Raw genomic sequence first — 22,453 nt, 5'->3', positions numbered from 1 at the left:
CGAGAGTGTTATGAGCGCAACCCGCAAAGCTTACCGATCCGCCATCCTGCACAGCGTTGGCGACCCCGCCGAAGTCGGCCTGGAGGCATCCTGCGAGTACTACCCGGACGGCCTGCTGGTGGTCGACGAAGGCCGCATCAGCGCCCTTGGTCACGCCAGCGACCTGTTGCCGACGCTGGATGCCGACATCGACGTGGTGCATTACCAGGATGCCCTGATCACCCCGGGCTTTATCGACACCCATATCCACTTCCCGCAGACCGGCATGATCGGCTCCTATGGCGAGCAGTTGCTGGACTGGCTGAACACCTACACCTTCCCCTGCGAAAAGCAGTTTGCCGATAAGGCGCATGCCGACAAGGTCGCGAAGATCTTCCTGCAGGAGCTGCTGCGTAACGGCACCACCACCGCGCTGGTGTTCGGCAGTGTGCATCCGGAGTCGGTCAACGCGCTGTTCGAAGAGGCCGAGCGGCTGGACCTGCGCCTGATCGCCGGCAAGGTGATGATGGACCGCAACGCGCCGGATTATCTGACCGACACGGCAGAGTCGTCCTACACCGAGAGCAAGGCGCTGATTCAGCGCTGGCATGGCAAGGGCCGGCTGCACTATGCGGTGACGCCGCGCTTTGCCCCGACCAGCACGCCCGAGCAATTGGCGATGGCCGGCCAGTTACTGAAGGAGCATCCGGGGGTGTACATGCATACGCACCTGTCCGAGAACCTGCAGGAGATCGACTGGGTCAAGGGCTTGTTCCCGGAGCAGAAGGGTTACCTGGACGTCTACGATCACTTCGAGCTGCTGGGGGAGCGGTCGGTGTTTGCCCATGGCGTGCATCTGTGTGATGAAGAGTGTCAGCGGCTTTCGGAGACGGGCTCGGCGGTGGCGTTCTGCCCGACCTCGAACCTGTTCCTGGGCAGTGGCTTGTTTAACTTGCCGCAAGCTGAGAAGTTCAAGGTCAATGTCGGGCTGGGCACGGATGTTGGCGCGGGGACCAGTTTTTCGCTGCTGCATACCTTGAATGAGGCTTACAAGGTGATGCAGTTGCAGGGCGCGCGCTTGCACCCGTTCAAGTCGTTGTACCTGGCGACGCTGGGTGGGGCTCGGGCTTTGCGGCTGGAGGATCGGGTGGGAAGTTTGCGTCCGGGTAATGATGCGGACTTCGTGGTCCTCGATTATAAGGCTACGCCTTTGCTTGAGTATCGCCTGCAGCAATCGGGGGGGATCGAGGAAACGTTGTTTGTGTTGACGACGCTGGGGGATGATCGGACGGTACTGGAGACGTATGCGGCTGGGCGGTGTGTGCATCAGCGGTAGCGCGCTGGCGCAGGGCGGGATTGTTGTGGCTGCCCGAGCTTTGATTGGTTTGAGATTGCCGGGGCTGCTACGCAGCCCTTTCGCGACACAAGGCCGCTCCTACAGGGGCCGCGTACCATCGACATGCGCGGTCTGTGGGAGCGGGTTCACCTGCGAAGGGTCGCGTAGCGGCCCCGGCAATCTGACGGCCAACCACCATCGCGAAACCCACTTTGACCCGCTCTGCGCCAGCGCAGCGAAGGGGCCGGATGTGGAGCCAAGACCTTGTTTGGGGCGTTTGCCAAAAAAGTGACTCGCCGTAAGGGCGAAAAGGGCCCGATCAAACCACACATCAATCGGATAAGCCCCAAGCCGACAACCAACCAATCAACCTTTAGCCGAAGTAGCCCGAGCAGGCTTCTTCTGCAACAAGTGCGAAAACACCGCATGCAGATCGTCCGAAGCACTCTCCTCATCGAGGTTCAGCTTGCTGTCGATATGATCCATATGATGCATCATCAAGCTAACCGCCTGCCCCGCATCCCTCGCCTCGATCGCATCGATCAGCTGCATATGCTCATCATACGAACAGTGCGACCGGTTCCCGCTCTCATACTGAGCAATGATCAGCGATGTCTGCGACACCAGACTACGCTGGAAACTCACCAAAGGTGCATTCCCAGCAGCCTCGGCCAGCTTCAGGTGAAACTCCCCGGAAAGCCGAATCCCGGCCCCACGATCACCCCGCGAAAAGCTGTCGCGCTCGTCACGCACCATCTGCCGCAGCTCGTTCAGCTGCTCAGCCGTAGCATGCTGCACCGCCAACTCGGTAATCGCCCGCTCAACCATCCGTCGCGAAAAGAACACCTGCCGCGCCTCTTCAACCGTCGGACTGGCAACCACGGCACCGCGATTGGGCCGCAGCAACACCACGCTCTCATGGGCCAGACGCGACAACGCGCGACGAATGATGGTGCGGCTGACGCCAAAGATCTCGCCCAGCGCTTCCTCGCTCAACTTGGTGCCCGGCGCCAGCCGCTGCTCGAGGATCGCCTCGAAAATATGCGCGTAGACGATGTCGTCCTGGGTACCACTGCGCCCGGCCTTGCCGGTGCGTACAGGTTTCTTGAGAGGCTGCAGCTGTTCGTTCATGGGCACTCGAGCATGGGAATCCGCCAATCGGACCTTGACTGTACTGCCTGTCAGAGGGTGGCTGGCAAGCCCTGGTTGGAAATAAGAAGAAAGGTACTGGCCCATTGTACACAGGCTGACCCGTTTCTGCAGGTGGCCATTTCGGCATATAGCCACTATTTACAAGATTGTACCCAGGAAAGATAAAACATTATTTGCATTATTTGTACACAAACGCATAATCCAGCGAGCAACTTCTTGACCCATGAGTCAACAAAAACGGTCAGACGTCTGCCTCACCCTCGCGGAATCACCAAGTGCATAGCGCAGGACACTGGTTCCGAACAACAAGAAAGACTTGAGGAGTACTCGCTGTGGACACCCGCAAATCCGACGCCTCTACGCTGGATCTCACCCCGCCGCTCGAAAGGAGCTGGCTGGAGCGGATTTTCAAACTCAAGCATCACGGCACCACCGTCAGGACCGAAATGATCGCCGGGGTGACCACCTTCATCACCATGGCCTACATCATCTTCGTCAACCCCAACATCATGGCTGACGCCGGCATCGATCATGGTGCGGCGTTCGTCGCCACCTGCATCTCGGCCGCGCTCGGCTGCCTGCTGATGGGGCTTTACGCCAACTGGCCGGTTGGCCTGGCGCCGGGCATGGGGCTCAACGCCTTCTTCACCTACACCGTGGTCGGCACCATGGGCTACACCTGGGAGGCGGCGCTGGGCGCCGTGTTCGTCTCCGGGGTGCTGTTCATGTTCCTGACCTTGTCGCGGGTTCGCGAATGGCTGCTCAACAGCATTCCGCTGAGCCTGCGCCATGCCATGGGGGCCGGCGTCGGATTGTTTCTCGGGCTGATCGGCCTGAAGACTGCGGGCATCGTCGTCGACAGCCCGGCGACCCTGATCAAGCTCGGCTCGCTGCACGAGGCCGGGCCGCTGTTGGCGGCGGTGTGCTTCCTGATGATCGCGGTGCTCAGCTATCACCGAGTGTTCGGTGCGATCCTGATCGCCATCATCAGCGTTACCCTGGCCGGCTGGGGCTTGGGCCTGGTGCAGTACGGCGGGGTGTTCTCGCTGCCGCCGAGTCTGGCGCCGACCTGGATGGCCATGGACGTCGCCGGCGTGTTCAACGTGAGCATGATCAGCGTGGTGCTGGCGTTTCTCTTCGTGCACATGTTCGACACCGCCGGGACCTTGATGGGGGTTGCCCAGCGCGCCAACCTGGTGGCGCCGGACGGCAAAATCGAAAACCTGTCACGGGCGCTGAAGGCCGACAGTGCCTCGAGCGTGTTCGGCGCCGCCGTTGGCGTGCCGCCGGTCACCAGCTACGTCGAGAGCGCTGCGGGAGTGGCCGCAGGTGGCCGTACCGGGCTGACCGCCGTGGTGGTCGGGGCACTGTTCGTCGCGGCGATGTTCTTCGCCCCGCTGGCAGGGATGATCCCCGCCTACGCCACCGCTGGCGCGCTGATCTACGTGGCGATGCTGATGATGGGCAGCATGGCCCATATCAACTGGGACGAAGCCACCGACAGCATTCCGGCGATCGTCACGGTGATCATGATGCCGCTGACCTTCTCGGTGGCGGACGGCATTGCCCTGGGCTTCATCAGCTACGTGGTGCTCAAGGCCGGGACGGGCAAGTACAAGGAGATTTCGCCCAGCCTTTGGGTACTCTGCGTGATCTTCATCGCCAAGTTCGTATTCCTCTAGGGCCTCTTGCAGTGGCCTGTCATTTTTGACAGGTCACTGCAGAAAAACCCCACGTTAGACTCGGGTCTCATCTTCTCCATGCCGAGACCCGAACATGCTCCCCAACACCACCCCACCCTCCGTTTTGCCCCCGGCGCTGCGCTTCTACCAAGCGTCATCCCTGGCGACCGAGCTTCAAGGTGAGCGATGCGTCACGCTGCTGCGCCATGGCGAGTCAGCCTTGGCGCAGCTGGACAACACCACGGCCACCTGTCCGCTCGGCGTCGATCAGCAAGGATCGATTGTGCGGCTGCAGGGCGCCGCCAGCAGCGCGAGCATCGCCTACGCCGCCTATGGCCACCACCCCCAGGAGGCTGACGCCAGCCTGCTGTCGTTCACCGGACAAAAGCGCGAACCGGTAACCGGCTACTACCTGCTCGGCAACGGTCATCGCGCCTATAGCCCGTCGCTCATGAAATTCCTCAGCCCGGACAGCCTGAGTCCGTTCGGCAGCGGTGGGTTGAATGCCTATGCCTACTGCCTGAATGACCCGATAAACCTTACCGACCCCACTGGGAAAACCCCTTGGGCGCTTACGTTCATGAGAAAACACGTCCAACCGAAAATTCAGGTTGCAAAAAAGTCAGTAGACCTGGCGAGCAAAGCACTCTTCCCGGATCCAACCTCGCAGGAATCACCAAGGTTGGGAAGGGCAGTAATCCGTAAATTTGCCAGTGACCAAGTGGACAGCACACCCTTTACGCAAAAGCTGTTCAAGGTCAACGACAACCTGACGAGTCACAACGACGCCACGCTGACCACTGAGCACGCGGGTATATACCGCGATATAGCCACGCAAAATCTCAGCGGTCAGATCTCGAACACGTCGGCTCACCTCGAGGCCGCACGCGTATGGGTGACCACTGAGAAAGGCGCTGAACGCATCGTCGGGGCCACATTCAATTTCATGGGCGCCATTGCTGCTGGCGCCGAGGACAAGGCCGGCTATGCGACTGGCCGAGTACTGAAGCAGAACAACCAGGCCGTGCGAAAACACACCTGAACAAAGACCAGCGATGGTCACAAGGCCTCAGAAACACCAATCTCCAGACGAAAAAAAGCCCGCCAGTGTGAGAGCGGGCCAAAGACCTACGAAGATTCTTCTAGCGACCAACTAGCTTCCACGATAGGTCGAGTAGCTGTAAGGCGAGATCAGCAGCGGCACGTGGTAGTGCTCCTGCTTCTCGTCGACCCCAAAGCGCAGCACCACAACATCCAGGAACGCCGCTTCTGGCAAAGCCACGCCCCGAGCTCGATAGTAATCCCCGGCACTGAACTGCAACTGGTACACGCCGGTGCGGTAATCGTCACCCTGCAGCAACGGCGCATCGACGCGGCCATCGCTGTTGGTCAGCGCGGTATTAACCAATTCCAGCTGCTGGCCTTCGACACGGTACAGCTCGACCTTGATCGAGCTGCCCGGGCAGCCATGCGCAGCGTCCAGTACGTGAGTGGTCAGACGTCCCATGTGCGTGTCGCCTCTTGTTCAGTTCGTGGGCAGAAAATACCCAGCAAGCACCGTAAGAGGGCCTGCCGTGTGCGGGAATGAGCTCATTAAGACACTTTCTCAATAAATTGTACACAATTTTTTAGACCCTTCAGCGCCACTCCGCCACACGCTCGCGAAAACCTGCTATGTATCGCCAGATATAGGCTGTATAAGCAGGCCCAGGTCATTAGCTGACCAATCAGGCAAGTTTCTTGCAAAGCAGTCTCACGCGACAAAAGGGCAGAAATGCGGAAAAACAGGCTTACAAAAGATTTCAGAAGTTGTATACAATCAGCCCATCCGGTGAGTGCGACAACCCGACGCGGGTCCACCACCCCTCGCACAACGTACAAGAAGGAAGACTGCAGTGAGCGCTGACTACCCTCGCGACCTGATCGGTTACGGCAACAACCCACCTCACCCGCACTGGCCGGGCAACGCCCGCATCGCCTTGTCGTTCGTACTCAACTATGAGGAAGGTGGCGAGCGCAACATCCTCCACGGCGACAAAGAGTCCGAAGCCTTCCTGTCTGAAATGGTTGCCGCCCAGCCCCTGCAGGGCCAACGCAACATGAGCATGGAGTCGCTGTACGAGTACGGCAGCCGCGCCGGCGTCTGGCGCCTGCTCAAGCTGTTCAAGGACACCGGCGTACCGCTGACCATCTTCGCCGTGGCCATGGCCGCCCAGCGCCATCCGGATGTGATCCGCGCCATGGCCGAAGCTGGCCATGAGATCTGCAGCCACGGCTACCGCTGGATCGACTACCAGAACATGGACGAGGCGCAGGAGCGCGAGCACATGCTCGAAGCCATCCGCATCCTCACCGAACTGACCGGCGAGCGCCCACTGGGCTGGTACACCGGTCGTACCGGCGCCAACACGCGTAGGCTGGTGATGGAAGAAGGCGGTTTCCTCTACGACAGCGACACCTACGACGACGACCTGCCCTACTGGGAGCCGAACAACCCGACCGGCAAGCCGCATCTGGTGATCCCGTACACCCTCGACACCAACGACATGCGCTTCACCCAGGTGCAGGGCTTCAACTGTGGCGAGCAGTTCTTCCAGTACCTCAAGGACGCCTTTGATGTGCTCTACGAAGAAGGCGCCGAAGCGCCGAAGATGCTCTCGATCGGCCTGCACTGCCGCTTGGTCGGTCGCCCGGCGCGGCTGGCAGCGCTGAAGCGCTTCGTCGAATACGCCAAGAGCCATGACCAGGTCTGGTTTGCCCGTCGCGTGGACATCGCCCGCCACTGGCACACCACCCACCCGTACCAGAACGAGAACGCCTGATGACCGCCTTCAAGACCCTGACTCCTTCGACCCTGAGCCGTGACGCGTTCGTCAGCGCCTTTGCCGACATCTACGAGCACTCGCCGTGGGTGGCCGAGAAGGCCTATGACCTCGGTCAACTGGCCGAGCTGGACCAGATCGAAGCCCTGCATCAGCGCATGAGCGACATCCTGCTCAGCGCCAGCCACGCCGACCAGTTGGCCTTGATCAACGCTCACCCGGACCTGGCCGGCAAAGCCGCCGTCCAGGGCGAGCTGACCGAATCGAGTACCAATGAACAGGCTGGCGCCGGTATCCACCAGTGCACTGCCGAAGAGTTCGCCCGCTTCACCGAACTCAACGATGCCTACAAGGCCAAATTCCAGTTCCCGTTCATCATGGCGGTCAAGGGCAGTAACCGACACCAGATTCTGGCGGCGTTCGAAACCCGGATTCACAACGATGCCGATGCCGAATTCAAAGAGGCGCTGGCGCAGATCAACCTGATCGCGCTGTTCCGTCTGCTGCAGCTGTAAGGCTTGCCACAAGGTCTGGCCCGAGTCCGCCACGCGAGCGTACCCAGGGCCTTCCGGCAAGCGCACCACCACATTAGCCAGTCATAGAAGAAGAGATAACAAGCATGCGCACACTAGTGATCGAGCCCCTGAGCAAAGAAGCCTTCGCCCCCTTTGGTGACGTGATCGAAACCGACGGCAGCGACCACTTCATGATCAACAACGGCTCGACCATGCGCTTCCACAAGCTCGCCACGGTTGAAACCGCCGAGCCTGAGGACAACGCCATCATCAGTATCTTCCGCGCCGACGCGCTGGAAATGCCGTTGACCGTGCGTATGCTCGAACGCCATCCGCTGGGCAGCCAGGCTTTCATTCCGCTGCTCGGCAATCAGTTTCTGATCGTGGTCGCGCCAGTTGGCGATGCACCTGTATCAGGTTTGGTCCGTGCCTTCCGCAGCAACGGCAGGCAGGGCGTCAATTACCATCGCGGCGTTTGGCACCACCCGGTGCTGACGATCGAAAAGCGGGATGATTTCCTGGTGGTTGATCGCAGTGGTTCAGGCAACAACTGCGATGAGCATTACTTCACCGAGGAACAGATGTTGATCCTCAATCCCCACCAATAAGAAAAGGTCGGTCATCCACGGCCTGCATGAAATACTCGGTGTCGCGATAAACCTGCTGCTCTCGCAGCCTGCTTATCGCGCGCAAAGTCGCGTGCAGCGTTCAAGCTGGTGATCGGCAAGAGGTACATACTGTGGAAGCACACCTTCACGAATGGCTGAACCTGAGCATTCGCTGGGTTCACATGATCACAGGCGTCGCCTGGATCGGTGCATCGTTCTACTTCGTCTGGCTGGAGAACCACCTCAACCGCAGCAACCCGCGCGATGGGTTGTCGGGTGATCTCTGGGCCATCCACGGTGGTGGTATCTACCACCTGGAGAAGTACAAGCTGGCGCCGCCGAAAATGCCCGAGAACCTGCACTGGTTCAAATGGGAAGCCTACTTCACCTGGATGTCCGGGATCGCCCTGCTGTGCGTGGTGTTCTACTGGAACCCGACCCTGTACCTGCTCGCCCCGGGCAGCTCGCTGAGCGGCGCCGAAGGCGTGGCCATCGGTATCGGTTCGCTGGTAGCCGGCTGGTTCATCTACGACATCCTCTGTGACTCACCATTGGGCAAGCGCCCTGCCCTGCTCGGCGGCGTGCTGTTCGTACTGATCATCGCCGCATGCTGGGGCTTCAGCCTGGTGTTCAGCGGTCGTGGTGCGTACCTGCACACCGGTGCGATCATCGGCACCATCATGGTCGGTAACGTGTTCCGCATCATCATGCCGGCCCAGCGCCAGCTGGTCGCGGCGATCGAAGCCAACCAGACGCCCGACCCGCTGTTGCCGGCCAAAGGCCTGCTGCGCTCGCGGCACAACAACTACTTCACCCTGCCGGTGCTGTTCATCATGATCAGCAACCACTTCCCGAGCACCTACGGCAGCCAGTACAACTGGTTGATCCTGGCCGGGATTGCAGTGGCTGCGGTATTGATCCGTCACTACTTCAACACCCGTCACGACAGCAACAAATACGCCTGGACCCTGCCCGTCGGCGCTCTGGCGATGATCTGCCTGGCCTATGTCACCGGCCCTAAACCTTTGCCAACTACTCCTGAGCAGGCTGCGGCGAAGATCGAGTATCAACCGCTGCCAGCCACGGCCGTAGGCGGCAAGACCGCTGCCGAACAGCGTGCTGCCGATGCGGCCAAGGCGGCTGAAGCACCGGCCGCTGCTGCACAGGCTCCGGCCCAGGCCACAGCCCAGTCGGGTGACACCTTCGACACGATTCACAACGTGATCCAGGAACGCTGCACTGTGTGCCACTCGTCCAAGCCGACCAGCCCACTGTTCAGCACGGCGCCAGGTGGCGTGATGTTCGATACCCCGCAGCAGATCCAGGCCCAGGCCGCGCGCATTCAGGCGCAAGCGGTTGCCAGCCAGATCATGCCGCTGGGCAACATCACCCAGATGACCGTTGAAGAACGCAAACTGGTCGGTGACTGGATCGCCAAAGGCGCCCCCGTCAACTGACCCCACGCATCGCCAGGCTTGCTCCTGCACCGGGACCACTTCCCGTGCAGGGCACGCCTGCGCCATGCGCACTACGCAACAAGCAAGCATCGAGCGCAAACCCGCAGCGTGAACCCCTGGCTTTTACCCAAAGCCTGGCGCTGCAGGTTGACCGCTTGGATCCGAGAATAAAAACAAAACTCGAGGTGCTGCATGTCAGAGTCATCCAAGGCGTACATCCCTGTTGCGCCGCCACGACAGCCCCTGCCCCTGTTTCAGCTGATCCTGGTGGGTCTGCAACACGTGCTGCTGATGTACGGTGGTGCGATCGCCGTGCCGCTGATCATTGGCCAGGCCGCTGGCCTGTCGCGTGAAGAAGTCGCCTTCCTGATCAACGCTGACCTGCTGGTCGCAGGCGTTGCCACAATTATCCAATCGTTCGGTATCGGCCCGGTCGGCATTCGCATGCCGGTGATGATGGGCGCAAGCTTTGCCGCAGTCGGCAGCATGGTGGCCATGGCCGGCATGCCCGGCGTGGGCCTGCAGGGCATCTTTGGTGCGACCATCGCCGCCGGTTTCTTCGGCATGCTGATCGCACCGTTCATGTCCAAGGTGGTGCGCTTCTTCCCGCCGCTGGTCACCGGCACGGTGATCACGTCGATCGGCTTGTCGTTGTTCCCGGTGGCGGTCAACTGGGCCGGTGGCGGCCAGCAGGCGGAGACCTTCGGCGCGCCGATCTACCTGATGGTGGCCGGTCTGGTGCTGGCCGTGATCCTGCTGATCAACCGCTTCATGCGTGGCTTCTGGGTCAACGTGTCGGTGCTGGTTGGGATGGGCCTGGGCTACATCGTCGCCGGTTCGATCGGCATGGTCGACCTGTCCGGGCTGGGCGCTGCGCCATGGCTGCAAGTGGTCACGCCGCTGCACTTCGGCATGCCGACCTTCAGCCTGGCGCCGATCCTGTCGATGTGCCTGGTGGTAGTGATCATCTTCGTCGAGTCCACCGGCATGTTCCTCGCCCTGGGCAAGGTGACTGATCGCGAAGTAACCCCGGGCATGTTGCGCCGGGGTCTGTTGTGCGATGCCGGTGCGTCGTTCATCGCCGGTTTCTTCAATACCTTCACCCACTCCTCGTTCGCCCAGAACATCGGCCTGGTGCAGATGACCGGCGTGCGTTGCCGCTACGTCACGGTCATGGCCGGGGCCATGCTGATCGGCCTCAGCCTGCTGCCCAAGGCGGCGTACCTGATCGCCTCGATTCCACCGGCCGTGCTTGGCGGTGCGTCGATTGCCATGTTCGGCATGGTTACCGCCACCGGGATCAAGATCCTCCAGGAGGCGGACATCTCCGACCGACGCAACCAGTTGCTGGTTGCGGTGAGTGTCGGCTTTGGCCTGATCCCGGTGGTCAAGCCGGAGTTCTTCGCGCAGATGCCGCAGTGGATGGAACCGATCACCCATAGCGGGATTGCCATGGCCACGGTCTGTGCCCTGGTGCTCAACGTGCTGTTCAACATCCTCGGTGGTGCTGACCGGGCGGCGCACAACGACGCCTGTCACCAACACTGAGTCGACGGGGTGGCCAGGCTGGCTACCCCGTTGATTGCAACGCTCTCACGCTCACGCAGTACCGCTACACCGTCGGCCCGCCGGAATGGGCCGTTCGGGGCGCCCTTGCGCCGAAAAAACCCCAAAAAAAACAATAAGTCCGGGAATCACGACATGAAGCGCATCACCTCGTCCCTCTTGCTCGGCAGCAGCCTGCTGGCGACCGTCCCCGCCTACGCCGGCGAATGGCTGCAGTGGCACGGCGAAAGCCTGACCTACCTGTACGGCAAGGATTTCAAGGTCAACCCGAATATCCAGCAGACGGTGACCTTCGAGCACGCCAACAAATGGAAGTACGGCGACACCTTCCTGTTCGTCGACAAGATCTTCTACAACGGCAAGGCCGATGCCAGCAAAGGCGCCAACACCTACTACGGCGAGTTCAGCCCACGCCTGTCGCTGGGCAAGATCACCGGCCAGAGCTTTGCCTTCGGCCCGGTCAAGGACGTGTTGCTGGCCATGACCTACGAGCGTGGCGAGGGCGACAACGAAGCCTATTTGATCGGCCCTGGCTTTGACCTAGCGGTGCCCGGCTTCAACTACTTCACCCTCAACTTCTACTTGCGCAACACCGAGGGCAGCCGCCCCGGTGACAATGTCTGGCAGATCACCCCGGCCTGGTCCTACACCATCCCGGTCGGCCGCTCGGACGTACTCATCGATGGCTACATCGACTGGGTGGTCGACAACGACCAGACCCGCCGCGGCACCTACCACGCCAACCTGCACGTCAACCCACAGGTCAAATACGACCTCGGCAAAGCCCTCAACTACGGTGCCAAGCAGCTGTATGTCGGCTTTGAGTACAGCTACTGGAAGGACAAGTACGGCATCGACAGCCGCGGCAATCTGGACAGCAACCAGAGCGTAGCCAGTGCGCTGGTCAAGGTGCATTTCTGAGAAGCTGACCGAACGCCCAACTTTGGTTCCACGTGCTCCAGGACGGAGCACTTGAGGCGCAGCGCGCAACTGAGTAATCTGCGCGCCCCCTCGCTCAGGGCAGAATGATTTCTGCCCGCGTTTACTGACCGCTCAGTCAATGAATTCGGGTGGTTGGTCTGCGTGTTGCCAGCCGTACAGGACCGTTTTCAGCCGTTCAGCAAGACGTCGAGCAGGAAGATTGCGACCAACGACAAAAGTTGGCGCAGCTCTTGCCAAACAGCTGTGGTCAATCGAAAAAAGTTGACTCAAAAGACAAAAACAGCGCCACCACCGAGCGCTGACAACAGATCCGAATCAAGGGAGCGACACACGCGATGCGTACCATCAACAGCCTGATCCTCGCCGGCAGCCTGCTGGCCTCCGGGACCACCTTCGCCGGTGACCTGCTGCAGTGGCAAAGCAACAGCCTGACCTACCTTTGGGGCAAGAACTTCAAGGTCAACCCGGAAATCCAGCAGACCTTCACTTTCGAGCACGCTGATGGCTGGAAGTACGGCGACAACTTCTTGTTTGTCGACAAGATCTTCTACCAGGGTAAAAAGGACGCCGGCAACGGCCCCAACACCTACTATGGTGAGATCAGCCCGCGCCTGTCATTGGGCAAGATCCTCGACCAGAAGATCGCCTTCGGCCCGGTCAAGGACGTGCTGCTGGCGATGACCTACGAGTTTGGTGAAGGCGACAGCGAGTCGTACCTGATTGGCCCTGGTTTCGATCTGGATATCCCAGGCTTCGATTACTTCCAGCTGAACTTCTACCAGCGCACCACCGACGGCAGCCGCGCCGGCGACAACGTCTGGCAGATCACCCCGGTGTGGGCGTACACCATCCCGGTCGGCTCTTCGGACGTGTTGATCGACGGCTTCATGGACTGGGTAGTCGACAACGACCAGAACCGTCGTGGCACCTACCACGCCAACCTGCACTTCAACCCACAGATCAAATACGACCTGGGCAAGGCAATGCATCTGGGCGAGAAGCAGTTGTACGTGGGTATCGAGTACGACTACTGGAAGAACAAATACGGGATCAAGGATTCCGACGGTTTCACCACCGACCAGAACACCGCCAGCCTGCTGGTCAAGGTGCACTTCTGATCTGATCAGGCGCGGCGTATGAGTCCGCTCCAGTCAGGATGATCCCTGCTGGAGCGGTACCAGTTCGATCAGTTGCTCGCCAGTTTGCGCACCCGCGATACCCCGCCGACGACCACCGCAGCGACAAAGCCGGTGATCGCGCCAACCACACCGTACAGGCCGAACTTCGCCACCGCGCCCCAGCCCGCGCTCGCGCTAACCAGCGCCTCGATCAGGTGTTCAAGCGGCTGGATACCCTCGGCAACGAAGGTGCCGCCGACCAGAAACATCGCCAGCGTGCCGATCCACGACAACGCCTTCATCAGGAACGGCGCCGCAGCCACCAGGCCGCGCCCGAATTTCTTGACGAATGTGCCCCAGGCGCCCTGAGCTTTCGACTTCGCGAGAGCAAAGCCTGCGTCATCCATGCGTACGATGCCGGCGACCAGGCCATATACGCCGACCGTCATCGCCAGCGCGATCACCACCAAAGTGATGATCTGCTGATACAGAGGCGCATCGGCAACCACGTTGAGGGTGATGACGATGATTTCGGCACTGAGGATGAAGTCGGTCTTGATCGCGCCCTTGATCTTGCGCTGCTCGTACTCGGCCAGCGCTTGTGGGGTTTTCGGCACAGGCTTGTGTTCAGCGTCCGCTGCTTCATCGCCGCCACGCGAAAGCTTGTCCTTGATTGCCTCATAGCCCTCATAGCACAGGTAGATCCCGCCCAGCATCAACAGCCACTTGATCGCGGCCGGCAACAACGCGCTGAGGATCAAGGCGCACGGCACCAGGATCGCCTTGTTCTTCAACGAGCCCTTGAACACCGCCCATACCACCGGCAGTTCACGATCGGCCTTCATGCCGGTGACCTGCTCGGCGTTCACCGCCAGGTCATCGCTGAGCACGCTCGCCGACTTCTTCGCCGCGACCTTGCTCATCAGCGCAATGTCATCGAGCAACGCCGCGATATCATCCAACAAAGCAAAAAAACTGCTGCCAGCCATTCCATTGATTCCTAAAGGTGTCCGCAGCCACCCAGGCCTGAGCCCGCGCGACTGCGATAAAGACGTGATTGCCGACAAGTTGGCATAGAGACCCTAGCCACGCTGAACAGTTCTGGCTGGGCTACCCAGCGCTACAGCAGCGGCGTCGTCGCCAACACCACCAGCGGCATCGCCAGCGCCGCCAGCAGCGTCTGCCCGGCGATGATCGCCGCCATCAGTGGCGCATCACCGCCCAACTGCCTGGCCATGATGTAGGCGGACGACGCGGTGGGTAAGGTCTGGAACAGCACCGCCGCCAGCGCCGCCTCGCCTTCAAGGCCGAACAAGCGGCAGATCAACACCGTCACCAAGGGCATTGCCACGAACTTGATCACTGACGAAGTGCCGATCGGCTTGAGCCAGCCGCGCACACTGCGCAGGTGCAACGCCGCCCCGATGCACAGCAGGCCCAACGGCAGCGACGCCTGCCCCAGCGCCTGCAGTGCCGGAGCCAGGCCCGGCGGGATGGCAAGCCCGCTGCCCCGTAGCAGCATGCCCAGCGCACAGGCCAGCAGCAGCGGGTTGAGCGCCAGCTGCTTGAGCACGCTGGCCAAGGTCGGGCGACTGCCCGCGCCATATCGGGCAAACACCAGCACGCAGAGGATATTCACCGTGGGCACGATCGCAGCATTGGCGATGGCAGCCAAGGCGATGCCATGGGCGCCGAAAATCCCCGCCGCAGCGGTCACCCCGACATAATTGTTGAAGCGCACACCACCCTGGAACAGCGAGGTAAATGCCGGGTCATCGGCCGGGAACAACCGCCGCGCCAAGACCATCACCGCAGCCACGGCCACCGTCGACACCACCAGCACGCTGACCATCGCCTGCACCGGCAGGTCGCCCAGCTGTGCGGTTGCCAGGCTATGGAAGAACAGTGCCGGCAGCAGCACGTAATAACCGAGCTTTTCGGCATACGGCCAGAACGCTTCGCCGACGAAGTTCGCGTGGCGCAGCCAGAGCCCAAGCATGATCAGCAAGGCAATCGGCACCAAGGCGAGAATGAGCGCGCTGGTCATTGGCCAGCCGCCGGCAAAATTGACAACGTTCGCCGCAACACAGAAACCTCCTCCATAACAACAGCCCGGGACTATAAACTGAATAACCAACAACGCGCGGCGATTTATTATTCCGAGGATACAAAACAATAGATGCCCTTGCCTCCATTACTCGGGCCACGGCAGAACTGATCAACTGGTCAAGTTAATAACGGTGGCGCGTAGCACGCGATTCATCAATCCCTGGCAAACGTTTGCTACCATGCGCGCGACCCCGCACTTGAGCGGCGTGCTTGTCATCTGCACCGGCCATGATGCGCAGTAAACCGCGAGTGGCGTGGTCTATGATTATTAGTGCGCGCAACACCGCAACTCCATCAGTGGAACTGGCCAACGTGAAGATCACATCAATTCAAGCGAGCAGGCGTTGGATGGCTCGCAAGTTCCCTGACACGTCGCAGTGGCCACGCATCCAATTGCTCCTTCGCTTCAGCGGCGTCGCCTGCATTTTGCACGGCACGTTATGGGGCGTTTATTACGCGACCCATGCCATGTTGCTGCTGGCAGTGTTGCTGTTCACCGTGGTGCTGTCTGGCCTGGCCTGCCTGTACCTGGCGACTCAGCCGACACAGCGCGCGCTGCCGGCCTTGGCCCATTGCCTGCTGATCGCTACCGTGATTGCCAGCCTGGCCGACTCGGCGACGGCCGACACATCACGCTCGGCCAACCTGTTTCTGATCCCTATCGGCGTGGCCGCCTTTCTGCTGTTTCGCAACAGTGGCATCTACCTGCGCTGGGTGTTTCCGTGCCTATGTTTCGCAGGCCTGGTGTTCTTCGCCAACAGCCCATTGACCTTTAGCCGGCTGGAATTGCTGCCATCAGACATCAGCCAGTTCGGGCATGCCCTGAACAGCATCACCGCCATGGCCCTGACCCTGGGCGTGCTGGCGATATTCCGCGATGAGCAGAAATTCAAGGTCGAACTGCACAGTGCGCTGGCACGGGCACTGGCCCGCCGCGAGCTGTGCACTTACCTGCAGCCACAAGTCTGCGAACAAGGGCGGGTGATCGGCGCCGAGGCCCTGCTGCGCTGGGACCGCCCCGGACACGGCATTCAGTCGCCCGCCGAATTCATTCCCGTTGCAGAGCAAAGCGGCCTGATCCACGACATCGGCCTGATGGTGCTGGAACAAGCATGTCGCCAGCTAAGTGAGTGGTCCGAGCACAGCGATGCACAGCACTGGAAGTTGTCGGTAAACGTCAGTCCGCTTCAACTGACTTCGTCAACCTTTGTTGAAGAAGTTCGAGAGATAGTTCACAAATTTAATATTCCTGCCAATCGACTTCGCCTGGAAATAACCGAGTCGGTATTTGCCAGTGATCTGGTGGCAACTGTGATGAAAATGGAAGATCTGCGCAGCGACGGCATATCGTGGTCACTGGATGACTTCGGCACGGGGTTTTCTTCATTGGCCCTGCTGCGCGAACTGCCACTGGATGAGTTGAAAATCGATCGCTCATTTATCGCCGGTATTGAGAGTGACGTGGGCAAATATGAACTGATCAGAAAGATCATTGAAATTGCCGAGATACTGAACATATCGACGGTTGCCGAAGGCGTTGAGACCGAGGCCCAGTTCGATTGCCTGCAAGCGATGGGCTGCACTGCCTTCCAGGGTTTTTACTTCGGCCGGCCGATGATCGCGGCGCAGTTCATCGGCAAATACGCGGCCAGCTAAGCGCAAACCGCGGCATGGCTTACTGGCCCGGTTCACCTTGGGCAGGCGCAGTGCCCAGTGAAAGCAGCCGGCTGATGCGGCTGGTTGCAAGCTTCATGTGATCAACCAATGCCGCTAGATCGCAATCCTGCTTGCGGTACTGCGGAATGGTGGCCGAGAGCGACCCTGCCACCTGGCCGTCGACAAAGAACGGCACGCCGATACCAAAGGCGCCGAGGACTCGCTCGCCGTCCCCCTGCGACCAGCCGCGTTCGCGAATGGCGAGCAAATCCGCCTGCAGCGCCGAATGCGAGACGATGGTGGCCTCGGTGAATCTGTTCAGGGTCAGGCCGTCAGCGAACTCGGGGGCCAGGTGCGCCAATACAGCCTTGCCCGCAGCACCGGCATACAGCGGCACTTCAACACCGGTTTCGAGTTTGTACTGGATGGGCTTCCAACCCTGAGCCACTTCGATGAATTGCGCCGTGCTGGAGCACGCATCGAAGCTGAGAAAGGCCACCGTTTCGCCGGTCTGCTTGACCAACGCCTCAACGATCGCTCGGCACAGTTTTGCCACAGGGAAGCGGTTGTCGCCGAGCACCGCCGCCCACTGGTACAGGCGCGCCGCAGGGTATAGCGCCTGGCTGCTGGCAAACACCAGGCTGGCCTGTGCAGCAGACTCGACGATCTTGCGCGCCGTGGCGCTGTTGCACTGCAGCTCGGCGGCAATCCCCGCCTTGCAGGGGTAGCCGTCGGGTACCGCACAGAGGATTTGCAGCAATACCTCCAGCCGAGCCGCAGTGGCGCTGTCCTCGTCGCAACCCCGCACCTGCGGACAGGCTCGCGCGGTGACGGGCAATCCCTCGAGGTGGTTCAAGACCTGTTCGACTTTGCGCAACGCCGCACTGGCGCTGCTGCCACCGCCAGCGCCCAGGTCGTGCAGCGACACCGTCACCAGCAGCCCTTGCGGCAAGCACCGGGTGGCCAGGGCCACCGCTGCGGGGAACTCGGATTCGGCCATCGCCTGCCCGTTGTCGGCTGGCACCGGCAGCTGTTGCTGGTCAGGCTGCGCGCCGCTGTTCAGATGATCAGCGAAGGCTCGGCCGATATCGCCAAAACCCAGCGGATAGATCGCGCCAAGCTGCGGCCTGAAGGCCAAGGTGGCCGCTGCCTCGCCGCAACACAGCACGAAGTAGCCGTCACAGTGCGGGGCATACACCGAGAGCAAGGCTGACTGCTTGGCATCGCCGGCCAGCTCATCGAGCAGCTTCCCAGCCGCATTCCACACGGCGCTGTGCGCACTCACCGCCTGCATCAGCACCCGCAAGCGTGGCCCGACCCGATACTTGCCCGCACCATCTTCCGCTGCAAGGTCACGTTCGACCAGTGCCGCCAGGATCCGATTGATAGTGCTGCGGCTCTCGGCGAGCTCGCTGGCCAGCTCCCTGACACCCCACGGCTCACCCTCCGCTCGTCTGACCAGTGCGTCCAGTACCTCGATCAAACGACCGTGGCTGGAGGTGGCGGCAACCGCGTGGCTGGCCGCGGGTTCAGGGCGTGGGTTAGGCATTTCAGAGGCTTGGCATGCTGCTACGGGAGCCCATTCTGTGCTCAAGGCCACAACCAAAGCAATTAGCCCGCCTGTTGACAACCAGGCTGGGCACGAGGATGCTTGGAAAAAACAAAACAGGACACTGTCCCATTTTTTAAAATGGCCGTGACCAAAACGCTGGAGTGACCTATGAATAACAACAATACGTTGACCGAGCCCGTCGCCATGTCCGAGCCTGTCGCCGAGCGCAAGACCAAGGCTAAGAAAGCCACCGCCGCCGCCGTGTTCGGCACCTTCGTCGAGTACTACGACTTCAGCATCTACGGTTATCTGGCGGCCACCCTGGCGCTGGTGTTCTTCCCGTCCGATGACCCCACCACCGGCCTGCTCAACACATTTCTGGTATTCGGCTCGGCGTTCCTCGTGCGCCCGCTCGGCGCCGTCGCGTTCGGCTGGCTGGGTGACAAGGTGGGCCGCCGCACCAGCCTGATTGCCAGCATCACCTTGATGGGCATCGCCGCGACCTTGATCGGCCTGCTACCCGGTTATGCGCAGATTGGCGTGTGGGCGCCGATTCTGCTGGTGGCGCTGCGCATGCTTCAGGGCTTTTCCGCCGGCGGCGAAATCGGTGGCGCAGCGAGCTACATTCGCGAGTGGGCACCGGCCAATCGGCGTTCGCTGTACATCTCCTTCCTGCCCTCGATCGCCCAGTTCGGCAAGGGCCTGGCAGCGGCCATCGCTGGCCTGGCCGCAGCCTGGCTGACCGACCCGCAGATGGCCGACTGGGGCTGGCGCGTGCCGTTCCTGCTGGCTTTGCCGCTGGGCATCATCGGCCTGTGGATGCGCCTGGGCATTGAAGACAGCCCTGAGTTCGAGTCGAACAAGACCACTGACGCCGAGCCGAAGAGCGCGCCCTTCGCCGAGCTGGTGCGCGATTACATGCGCCCGCTGACCAAGGTCATGATGATCTCGCTGGTGCAGAACATCGGCACTTACATCGGCACGGTATTCATCGCCGCCTACTTCAGCTCGATCCTCGGCTACTCAAAAGGTCAGGCCTCGACCATCGTCCTGGTGGCGGTGAGTTTTGCCGCGCTGATGATTCCCCTGGCCGGTCACCTCGGCTCGATCATCGGCAGCAAGGCCGTTCTGCGCCTGGCCTATCTCGGCTACGCCACCCTGTCGATCCCCTCCTTCATGCTCATGCAGCAAGGCCAGGTGAGCCTGGCCATGGTCGGCCTGGCCCTGGGCATGGTGCCGTACGCGCTGTGCCTGGCCGGCACCTACTCGGTGATGCCGGAGTTCTTCCCGACCCACGTTCGCCACACCGGTGTCGCCTTCGGCCACAGCGTCGGCGCGGTGATCGGTGGCGGCATCGGGCCGTTCATGGCGACCTGGCTGATCGGCGCCAGCGGTAACCAGTCGGCACCCGCTTTCATCCTCTGCGGCGCTGGCGTGCTGGGCCTGATCGTGCTCAGCACCGTGCGCAACAACGCTGCCGCCGACGCCAATCGCCATCAATTTTCCTGAGTACAGACCATGCCTCTGATCTACGTCACCAGCCCCATTCACCCGCGCGTGCTCGCCGGCCTTGCTGACCTTGGCGAGGTGCGTCTGGGCTATGGCGCCAACGCCGTCAGCTATGACGAAATCCACAACCAGGTCGACGCGGTGTTTCTGCGTGGTGGTCATGTCAGCGCCGAGATGATCGCCGCCTCGCCGAAACTGCGCATCGTCGCCCGCCATGGCGCAGGCTACGACAACGTTGATTACCAGGCCGCCGCGCAACATGGCGTGTGGGTCACCAACACTCCCGGGGCCAATCAGCGCAGTGTTATCGAACATGTCTTCGCCTTGCTGCTGTCGCTGTGCCGCAAACTGCCCATGGCCAGCGAGCAGACGCGTAATCGCAACTGGGCGCAGGACCGCCTGGCACTGACCGGCATCGAGCTCGAAGGGCGCACCCTGGGCCTGGTCGGCTTTGGCAACATCGGCGCAAGCGTTGCGCCCGTGGCCGAGGCCTTTGGCCTGAAGGTGATCTTCACCGACCCGGCAATCGCACCAGGCACCGATCCGCGCTGGGTCGACCTCGACACCCTGCTGGCCACTGCCGATGTGATCAGCCTGCATGTACCGCTGCTACCCACCACCCGCAACCTGATCGGTGCCAAGCAGTTCGCCCGGATGAAAGACGGCGCGCTGCTGATCAACACCAGCCGGGGCGGCGTGGTCGATGAGCAGGCCATGGTCGCAGCGCTGAACAGCGGCAAGCTGGCCGGCGCGGGGGTGGATGTGCTCGACGCGGAGAATCTCGACATGATCAACCCTTTCAACCACCCCACTCCGGCCATCGCCGAAACGCCGAACCTGATCGTCACCGCCCATGTGGCCGGGCAGACCGACGAATCGTTGATGCGGGTTGGCATGAGCGCCCTGCAGGCGATTACCGCCGTGCTCCAGGGGCAAGCCCCGGCGCACCCGGTCAACCAACCTGTGGCGAAGTCGTTCGACTGAGCGCCGGCGAATCTGGAGGTTTCATATGTTCATCAACGTGTCCGACGACTCGATCAGCGTCAATAGCCAGTGGCAACGGGCAGACTTGGCGCTGATTGGCGAGATCGCCCGTTACCCGGTCGCCCTGATCGGTGACGTTCTGCAGCGCATGGGCATGATGGCTTCGGCCATCCGCCATACCGCTGGCAAGCCGAGTTTTTTCGGCACCATCCTACCGCTCAATACTCGCGAGGGTGACAACCTGGCGATCCACCGAGCCCTCGACGAAGCGCAGCCCGGCGATGTGCTGGTGATCAATGGCAACAGCGAGGTCAACCGCTCGGTGTTCGGCGATCTGCTTGGCGAAATCTGCCTGGCCCGGCAAGTGGCGGCGGTGGTCATCGACGGCGCCGTGCGCGATGTGGCAGAACTCGACAGCATGGGTTTGCCGGTCTATGCCCGCGCGGTCAACCCCGCAGGGCCGTCGAAATGGGGCCCGGGCCAGGTCGGCATCGCCGTGGCGTGCGGCAATGTCGTGTGCCATCCGGGCGATGCGATAATTGGCGACCGCGACGGCATCATCGTCATCCCGCGAAGCCGTCTCGCCTCGCTGGCCGAGCAGGTGAGGCTGCAGGACGGTTACGAGAACAGCTTTCGCGACAAGGTGCGGGCAAGCGTGCGCTGAGCGCCGGTCGGGTAGCAGCCTAGGCACTGCTGCCTGACATTTCCCCTCTGCGATGCTCATCACCCCGGTTGCCCCCAGACCAGCTCCCTCATCCCTTGCGCAAACAGCCCGCCTTGAGCCTCGCTCCGGGCCGGTGCTACCATGCCCGATCCCTCCTAGAGGCGCCCTTTCCGAGGAAGATCCCTGCAATGAGCACCATTCGCGAGCGCAACAAGGAACTGATCCTGCGCGCGGCCAGCGAGGAATTCGCCGACAAGGGCTTCGCCGCCACCAAAACCAGCGACATTGCGGCCAAGGCGGGTTTGCCCAAGCCGAACGTCTACTACTACTTCAAATCCAAGGACAACCTCTACCGCGAGGTGCTCGAGAGCATCATCGCGCCGATCATGCAGGCATCGACGCCGTTCAATGCCGACGGTGATCCGAAAGAAGTGCTGAGTGCCTACATCCGCTCGAAGATCCGCATCTCGCGTGATCTGCCCCATGCCTCGAAGGTGTTCGCCAGCGAGATCATGCACGGCGCGCCGCACCTTTCGCCGAGCCAGGTCGAGCAGCTCAACGAGCAGGCCCGGCACAATATCGAGTGCATCCAGCGCTGGATTGAGCGCAAACAGATCGCCCCGGTCGATGCCCATCACCTGATGTTCAGCATCTGGGCGGCGACCCAGACCTACGCCGACTTCGATTGGCAGATCGCCGCCGTCACCGGCAAGGCCAAGCTCGCCGACAGTGATTACGAGGCCGCTGCGCAAACGATCATTCGGCTGGTGCTCAAGGGCTGTGAGCCAGAGCTGGCTTGAGC

20 protein-coding genes are annotated in these 22,453 nt (G+C 61.4%); 15 read left to right on the top strand and 5 right to left on the bottom strand.

What is annotated here, in order from left to right:
* Positions 1-10 precede the first annotated feature (10 nt).
* Positions 11-1,315 (top strand): guanine deaminase, encoded by a 1,305-nt coding sequence (gene guaD, locus IDM28_RS07510; protein WP_150569733.1) that lies wholly within the window; start codon positions 11-13, stop codon positions 1,313-1,315.
* A gap of 366 nt (positions 1,316-1,681) precedes the next feature.
* Here guaD and IDM28_RS07505 read toward each other — a convergent pair whose 3' ends face one another.
* Positions 1,682-2,446 (bottom strand): GntR family transcriptional regulator, encoded by a 765-nt coding sequence (locus tag IDM28_RS07505; protein ID WP_150569734.1) that lies wholly within the window; start codon positions 2,444-2,446, stop codon positions 1,682-1,684.
* 467 nt (positions 2,447-2,913) lie between these two features.
* Between IDM28_RS07505 and IDM28_RS07500 the strand changes: the two genes are divergently transcribed.
* Both IDM28_RS07500 and IDM28_RS07495 read left to right on the top strand, forming a co-directional pair.
* A complete protein-coding gene (locus IDM28_RS07500; RefSeq protein WP_410524656.1) occupies positions 2,914-4,149 on the top strand; it encodes an NCS2 family permease in 1,236 nt (411 codons plus the stop codon).
* A gap of 94 nt (positions 4,150-4,243) precedes the next feature.
* Positions 4,244-5,191 (top strand): RHS repeat-associated core domain-containing protein, encoded by a 948-nt coding sequence (locus IDM28_RS07495; protein ID WP_188035646.1) that lies wholly within the window; start codon positions 4,244-4,246, stop codon positions 5,189-5,191.
* A gap of 111 nt (positions 5,192-5,302) precedes the next feature.
* On the opposite strand, the gene uraH is transcribed toward IDM28_RS07495, so the two are convergent.
* On the bottom strand, positions 5,303-5,656 hold the full coding sequence (gene uraH, locus IDM28_RS07490) for a hydroxyisourate hydrolase (RefSeq protein WP_150572689.1): 354 nt from the start codon (positions 5,654-5,656) through the stop codon (positions 5,303-5,305).
* Positions 5,657-6,044: 388 nt separating this feature from the next.
* Between uraH and puuE the strand changes: the two genes are divergently transcribed.
* From puuE to IDM28_RS07455, 7 genes are all read left to right on the top strand, one after another.
* A complete protein-coding gene (puuE, locus tag IDM28_RS07485) occupies positions 6,045-6,971 on the top strand; it encodes an allantoinase PuuE (protein ID WP_101318001.1) in 927 nt (308 codons plus the stop codon).
* The gene (gene uraD, locus IDM28_RS07480) at positions 6,971-7,486 is read left to right on the top strand and encodes a 2-oxo-4-hydroxy-4-carboxy-5-ureidoimidazoline decarboxylase (protein ID WP_101317999.1); all 516 of its coding nucleotides are present in this window, start codon (positions 6,971-6,973) and stop codon (positions 7,484-7,486) included. Before puuE ends, uraD begins: the two co-directional genes overlap by 1 nt.
* A gap of 104 nt (positions 7,487-7,590) precedes the next feature.
* A complete protein-coding gene (locus IDM28_RS07475; protein WP_101317997.1) occupies positions 7,591-8,094 on the top strand; it encodes an ureidoglycolate lyase in 504 nt (167 codons plus the stop codon).
* Between the two features lie 131 nt (positions 8,095-8,225).
* The gene (locus IDM28_RS07470; protein ID WP_101317995.1) at positions 8,226-9,551 is read left to right on the top strand and encodes a urate hydroxylase PuuD; all 1,326 of its coding nucleotides are present in this window, start codon (positions 8,226-8,228) and stop codon (positions 9,549-9,551) included.
* A 192-nt stretch (positions 9,552-9,743) separates the two neighbouring features.
* On the top strand, positions 9,744-11,099 hold the full coding sequence (locus IDM28_RS07465) for a nucleobase:cation symporter-2 family protein (protein WP_101317993.1): 1,356 nt from the start codon (positions 9,744-9,746) through the stop codon (positions 11,097-11,099).
* 153 nt (positions 11,100-11,252) lie between these two features.
* On the top strand, positions 11,253-12,038 hold the full coding sequence (locus IDM28_RS07460) for an outer membrane protein OmpK (RefSeq protein WP_188035645.1): 786 nt from the start codon (positions 11,253-11,255) through the stop codon (positions 12,036-12,038).
* A gap of 356 nt (positions 12,039-12,394) precedes the next feature.
* The gene (locus IDM28_RS07455; RefSeq protein WP_188035644.1) at positions 12,395-13,177 is read left to right on the top strand and encodes an outer membrane protein OmpK; all 783 of its coding nucleotides are present in this window, start codon (positions 12,395-12,397) and stop codon (positions 13,175-13,177) included.
* A gap of 68 nt (positions 13,178-13,245) precedes the next feature.
* Here IDM28_RS07455 and IDM28_RS07450 read toward each other — a convergent pair whose 3' ends face one another.
* Positions 13,246-14,166, bottom strand: coding sequence for a DUF808 domain-containing protein (locus IDM28_RS07450; protein ID WP_150572692.1), 921 nt, complete (start codon positions 14,164-14,166; stop codon positions 13,246-13,248).
* Between the two features lie 131 nt (positions 14,167-14,297).
* Positions 14,298-15,224 carry an AEC family transporter gene (locus tag IDM28_RS07445; RefSeq protein WP_188035643.1) on the bottom strand — a complete coding sequence of 309 codons (927 nt, stop codon included), beginning with the start codon at positions 15,222-15,224 and terminating at the stop codon, positions 14,298-14,300.
* A 410-nt stretch (positions 15,225-15,634) separates the two neighbouring features.
* On the opposite strand from IDM28_RS07445, the gene IDM28_RS07440 reads away from it, so the two are divergent.
* A complete protein-coding gene (locus tag IDM28_RS07440; protein ID WP_223175885.1) occupies positions 15,635-16,942 on the top strand; it encodes a putative bifunctional diguanylate cyclase/phosphodiesterase in 1,308 nt (435 codons plus the stop codon).
* A gap of 19 nt (positions 16,943-16,961) precedes the next feature.
* On the opposite strand, the gene IDM28_RS07435 is transcribed toward IDM28_RS07440, so the two are convergent.
* On the bottom strand, positions 16,962-18,491 hold the full coding sequence (locus IDM28_RS07435; protein ID WP_188035641.1) for an IclR family transcriptional regulator C-terminal domain-containing protein: 1,530 nt from the start codon (positions 18,489-18,491) through the stop codon (positions 16,962-16,964).
* A gap of 171 nt (positions 18,492-18,662) precedes the next feature.
* On the opposite strand from IDM28_RS07435, the gene IDM28_RS07430 reads away from it, so the two are divergent.
* The 4 genes from IDM28_RS07430 (at position 18,663) to IDM28_RS07415 (ending at position 22,451) form a co-directional block, all read left to right on the top strand.
* On the top strand, positions 18,663-20,003 hold the full coding sequence (locus tag IDM28_RS07430) for an MFS transporter (protein ID WP_150569743.1): 1,341 nt from the start codon (positions 18,663-18,665) through the stop codon (positions 20,001-20,003).
* A 9-nt stretch (positions 20,004-20,012) separates the two neighbouring features.
* Complete coding sequence (locus IDM28_RS07425) at positions 20,013-20,987, top strand: hydroxyacid dehydrogenase (protein WP_188035640.1); 975 nt, start codon at positions 20,013-20,015, stop codon at positions 20,985-20,987.
* 25 nt (positions 20,988-21,012) lie between these two features.
* Positions 21,013-21,651: an RraA family protein gene (locus IDM28_RS07420; RefSeq protein ID WP_188035639.1), complete on the top strand. Its 639-nt coding sequence runs from the start codon at positions 21,013-21,015 to the stop codon at positions 21,649-21,651.
* A gap of 188 nt (positions 21,652-21,839) precedes the next feature.
* Positions 21,840-22,451 carry a TetR/AcrR family transcriptional regulator gene (locus IDM28_RS07415; RefSeq protein ID WP_101317973.1) on the top strand — a complete coding sequence of 204 codons (612 nt, stop codon included), beginning with the start codon at positions 21,840-21,842 and terminating at the stop codon, positions 22,449-22,451.
* Positions 22,452-22,453 lie beyond the last annotated feature (2 nt).

The organism is Pseudomonas sp. EZ-C24 (assembly GCF_014525325.1).
Taxonomy (GTDB): domain Bacteria; phylum Pseudomonadota; class Gammaproteobacteria; order Pseudomonadales; family Pseudomonadaceae; genus Aquipseudomonas; species Aquipseudomonas shirazensis.
The sequence above is the reverse complement of the archived record's forward strand: the minus strand, read 5'-3'. Positions and strand labels throughout refer to the sequence as shown.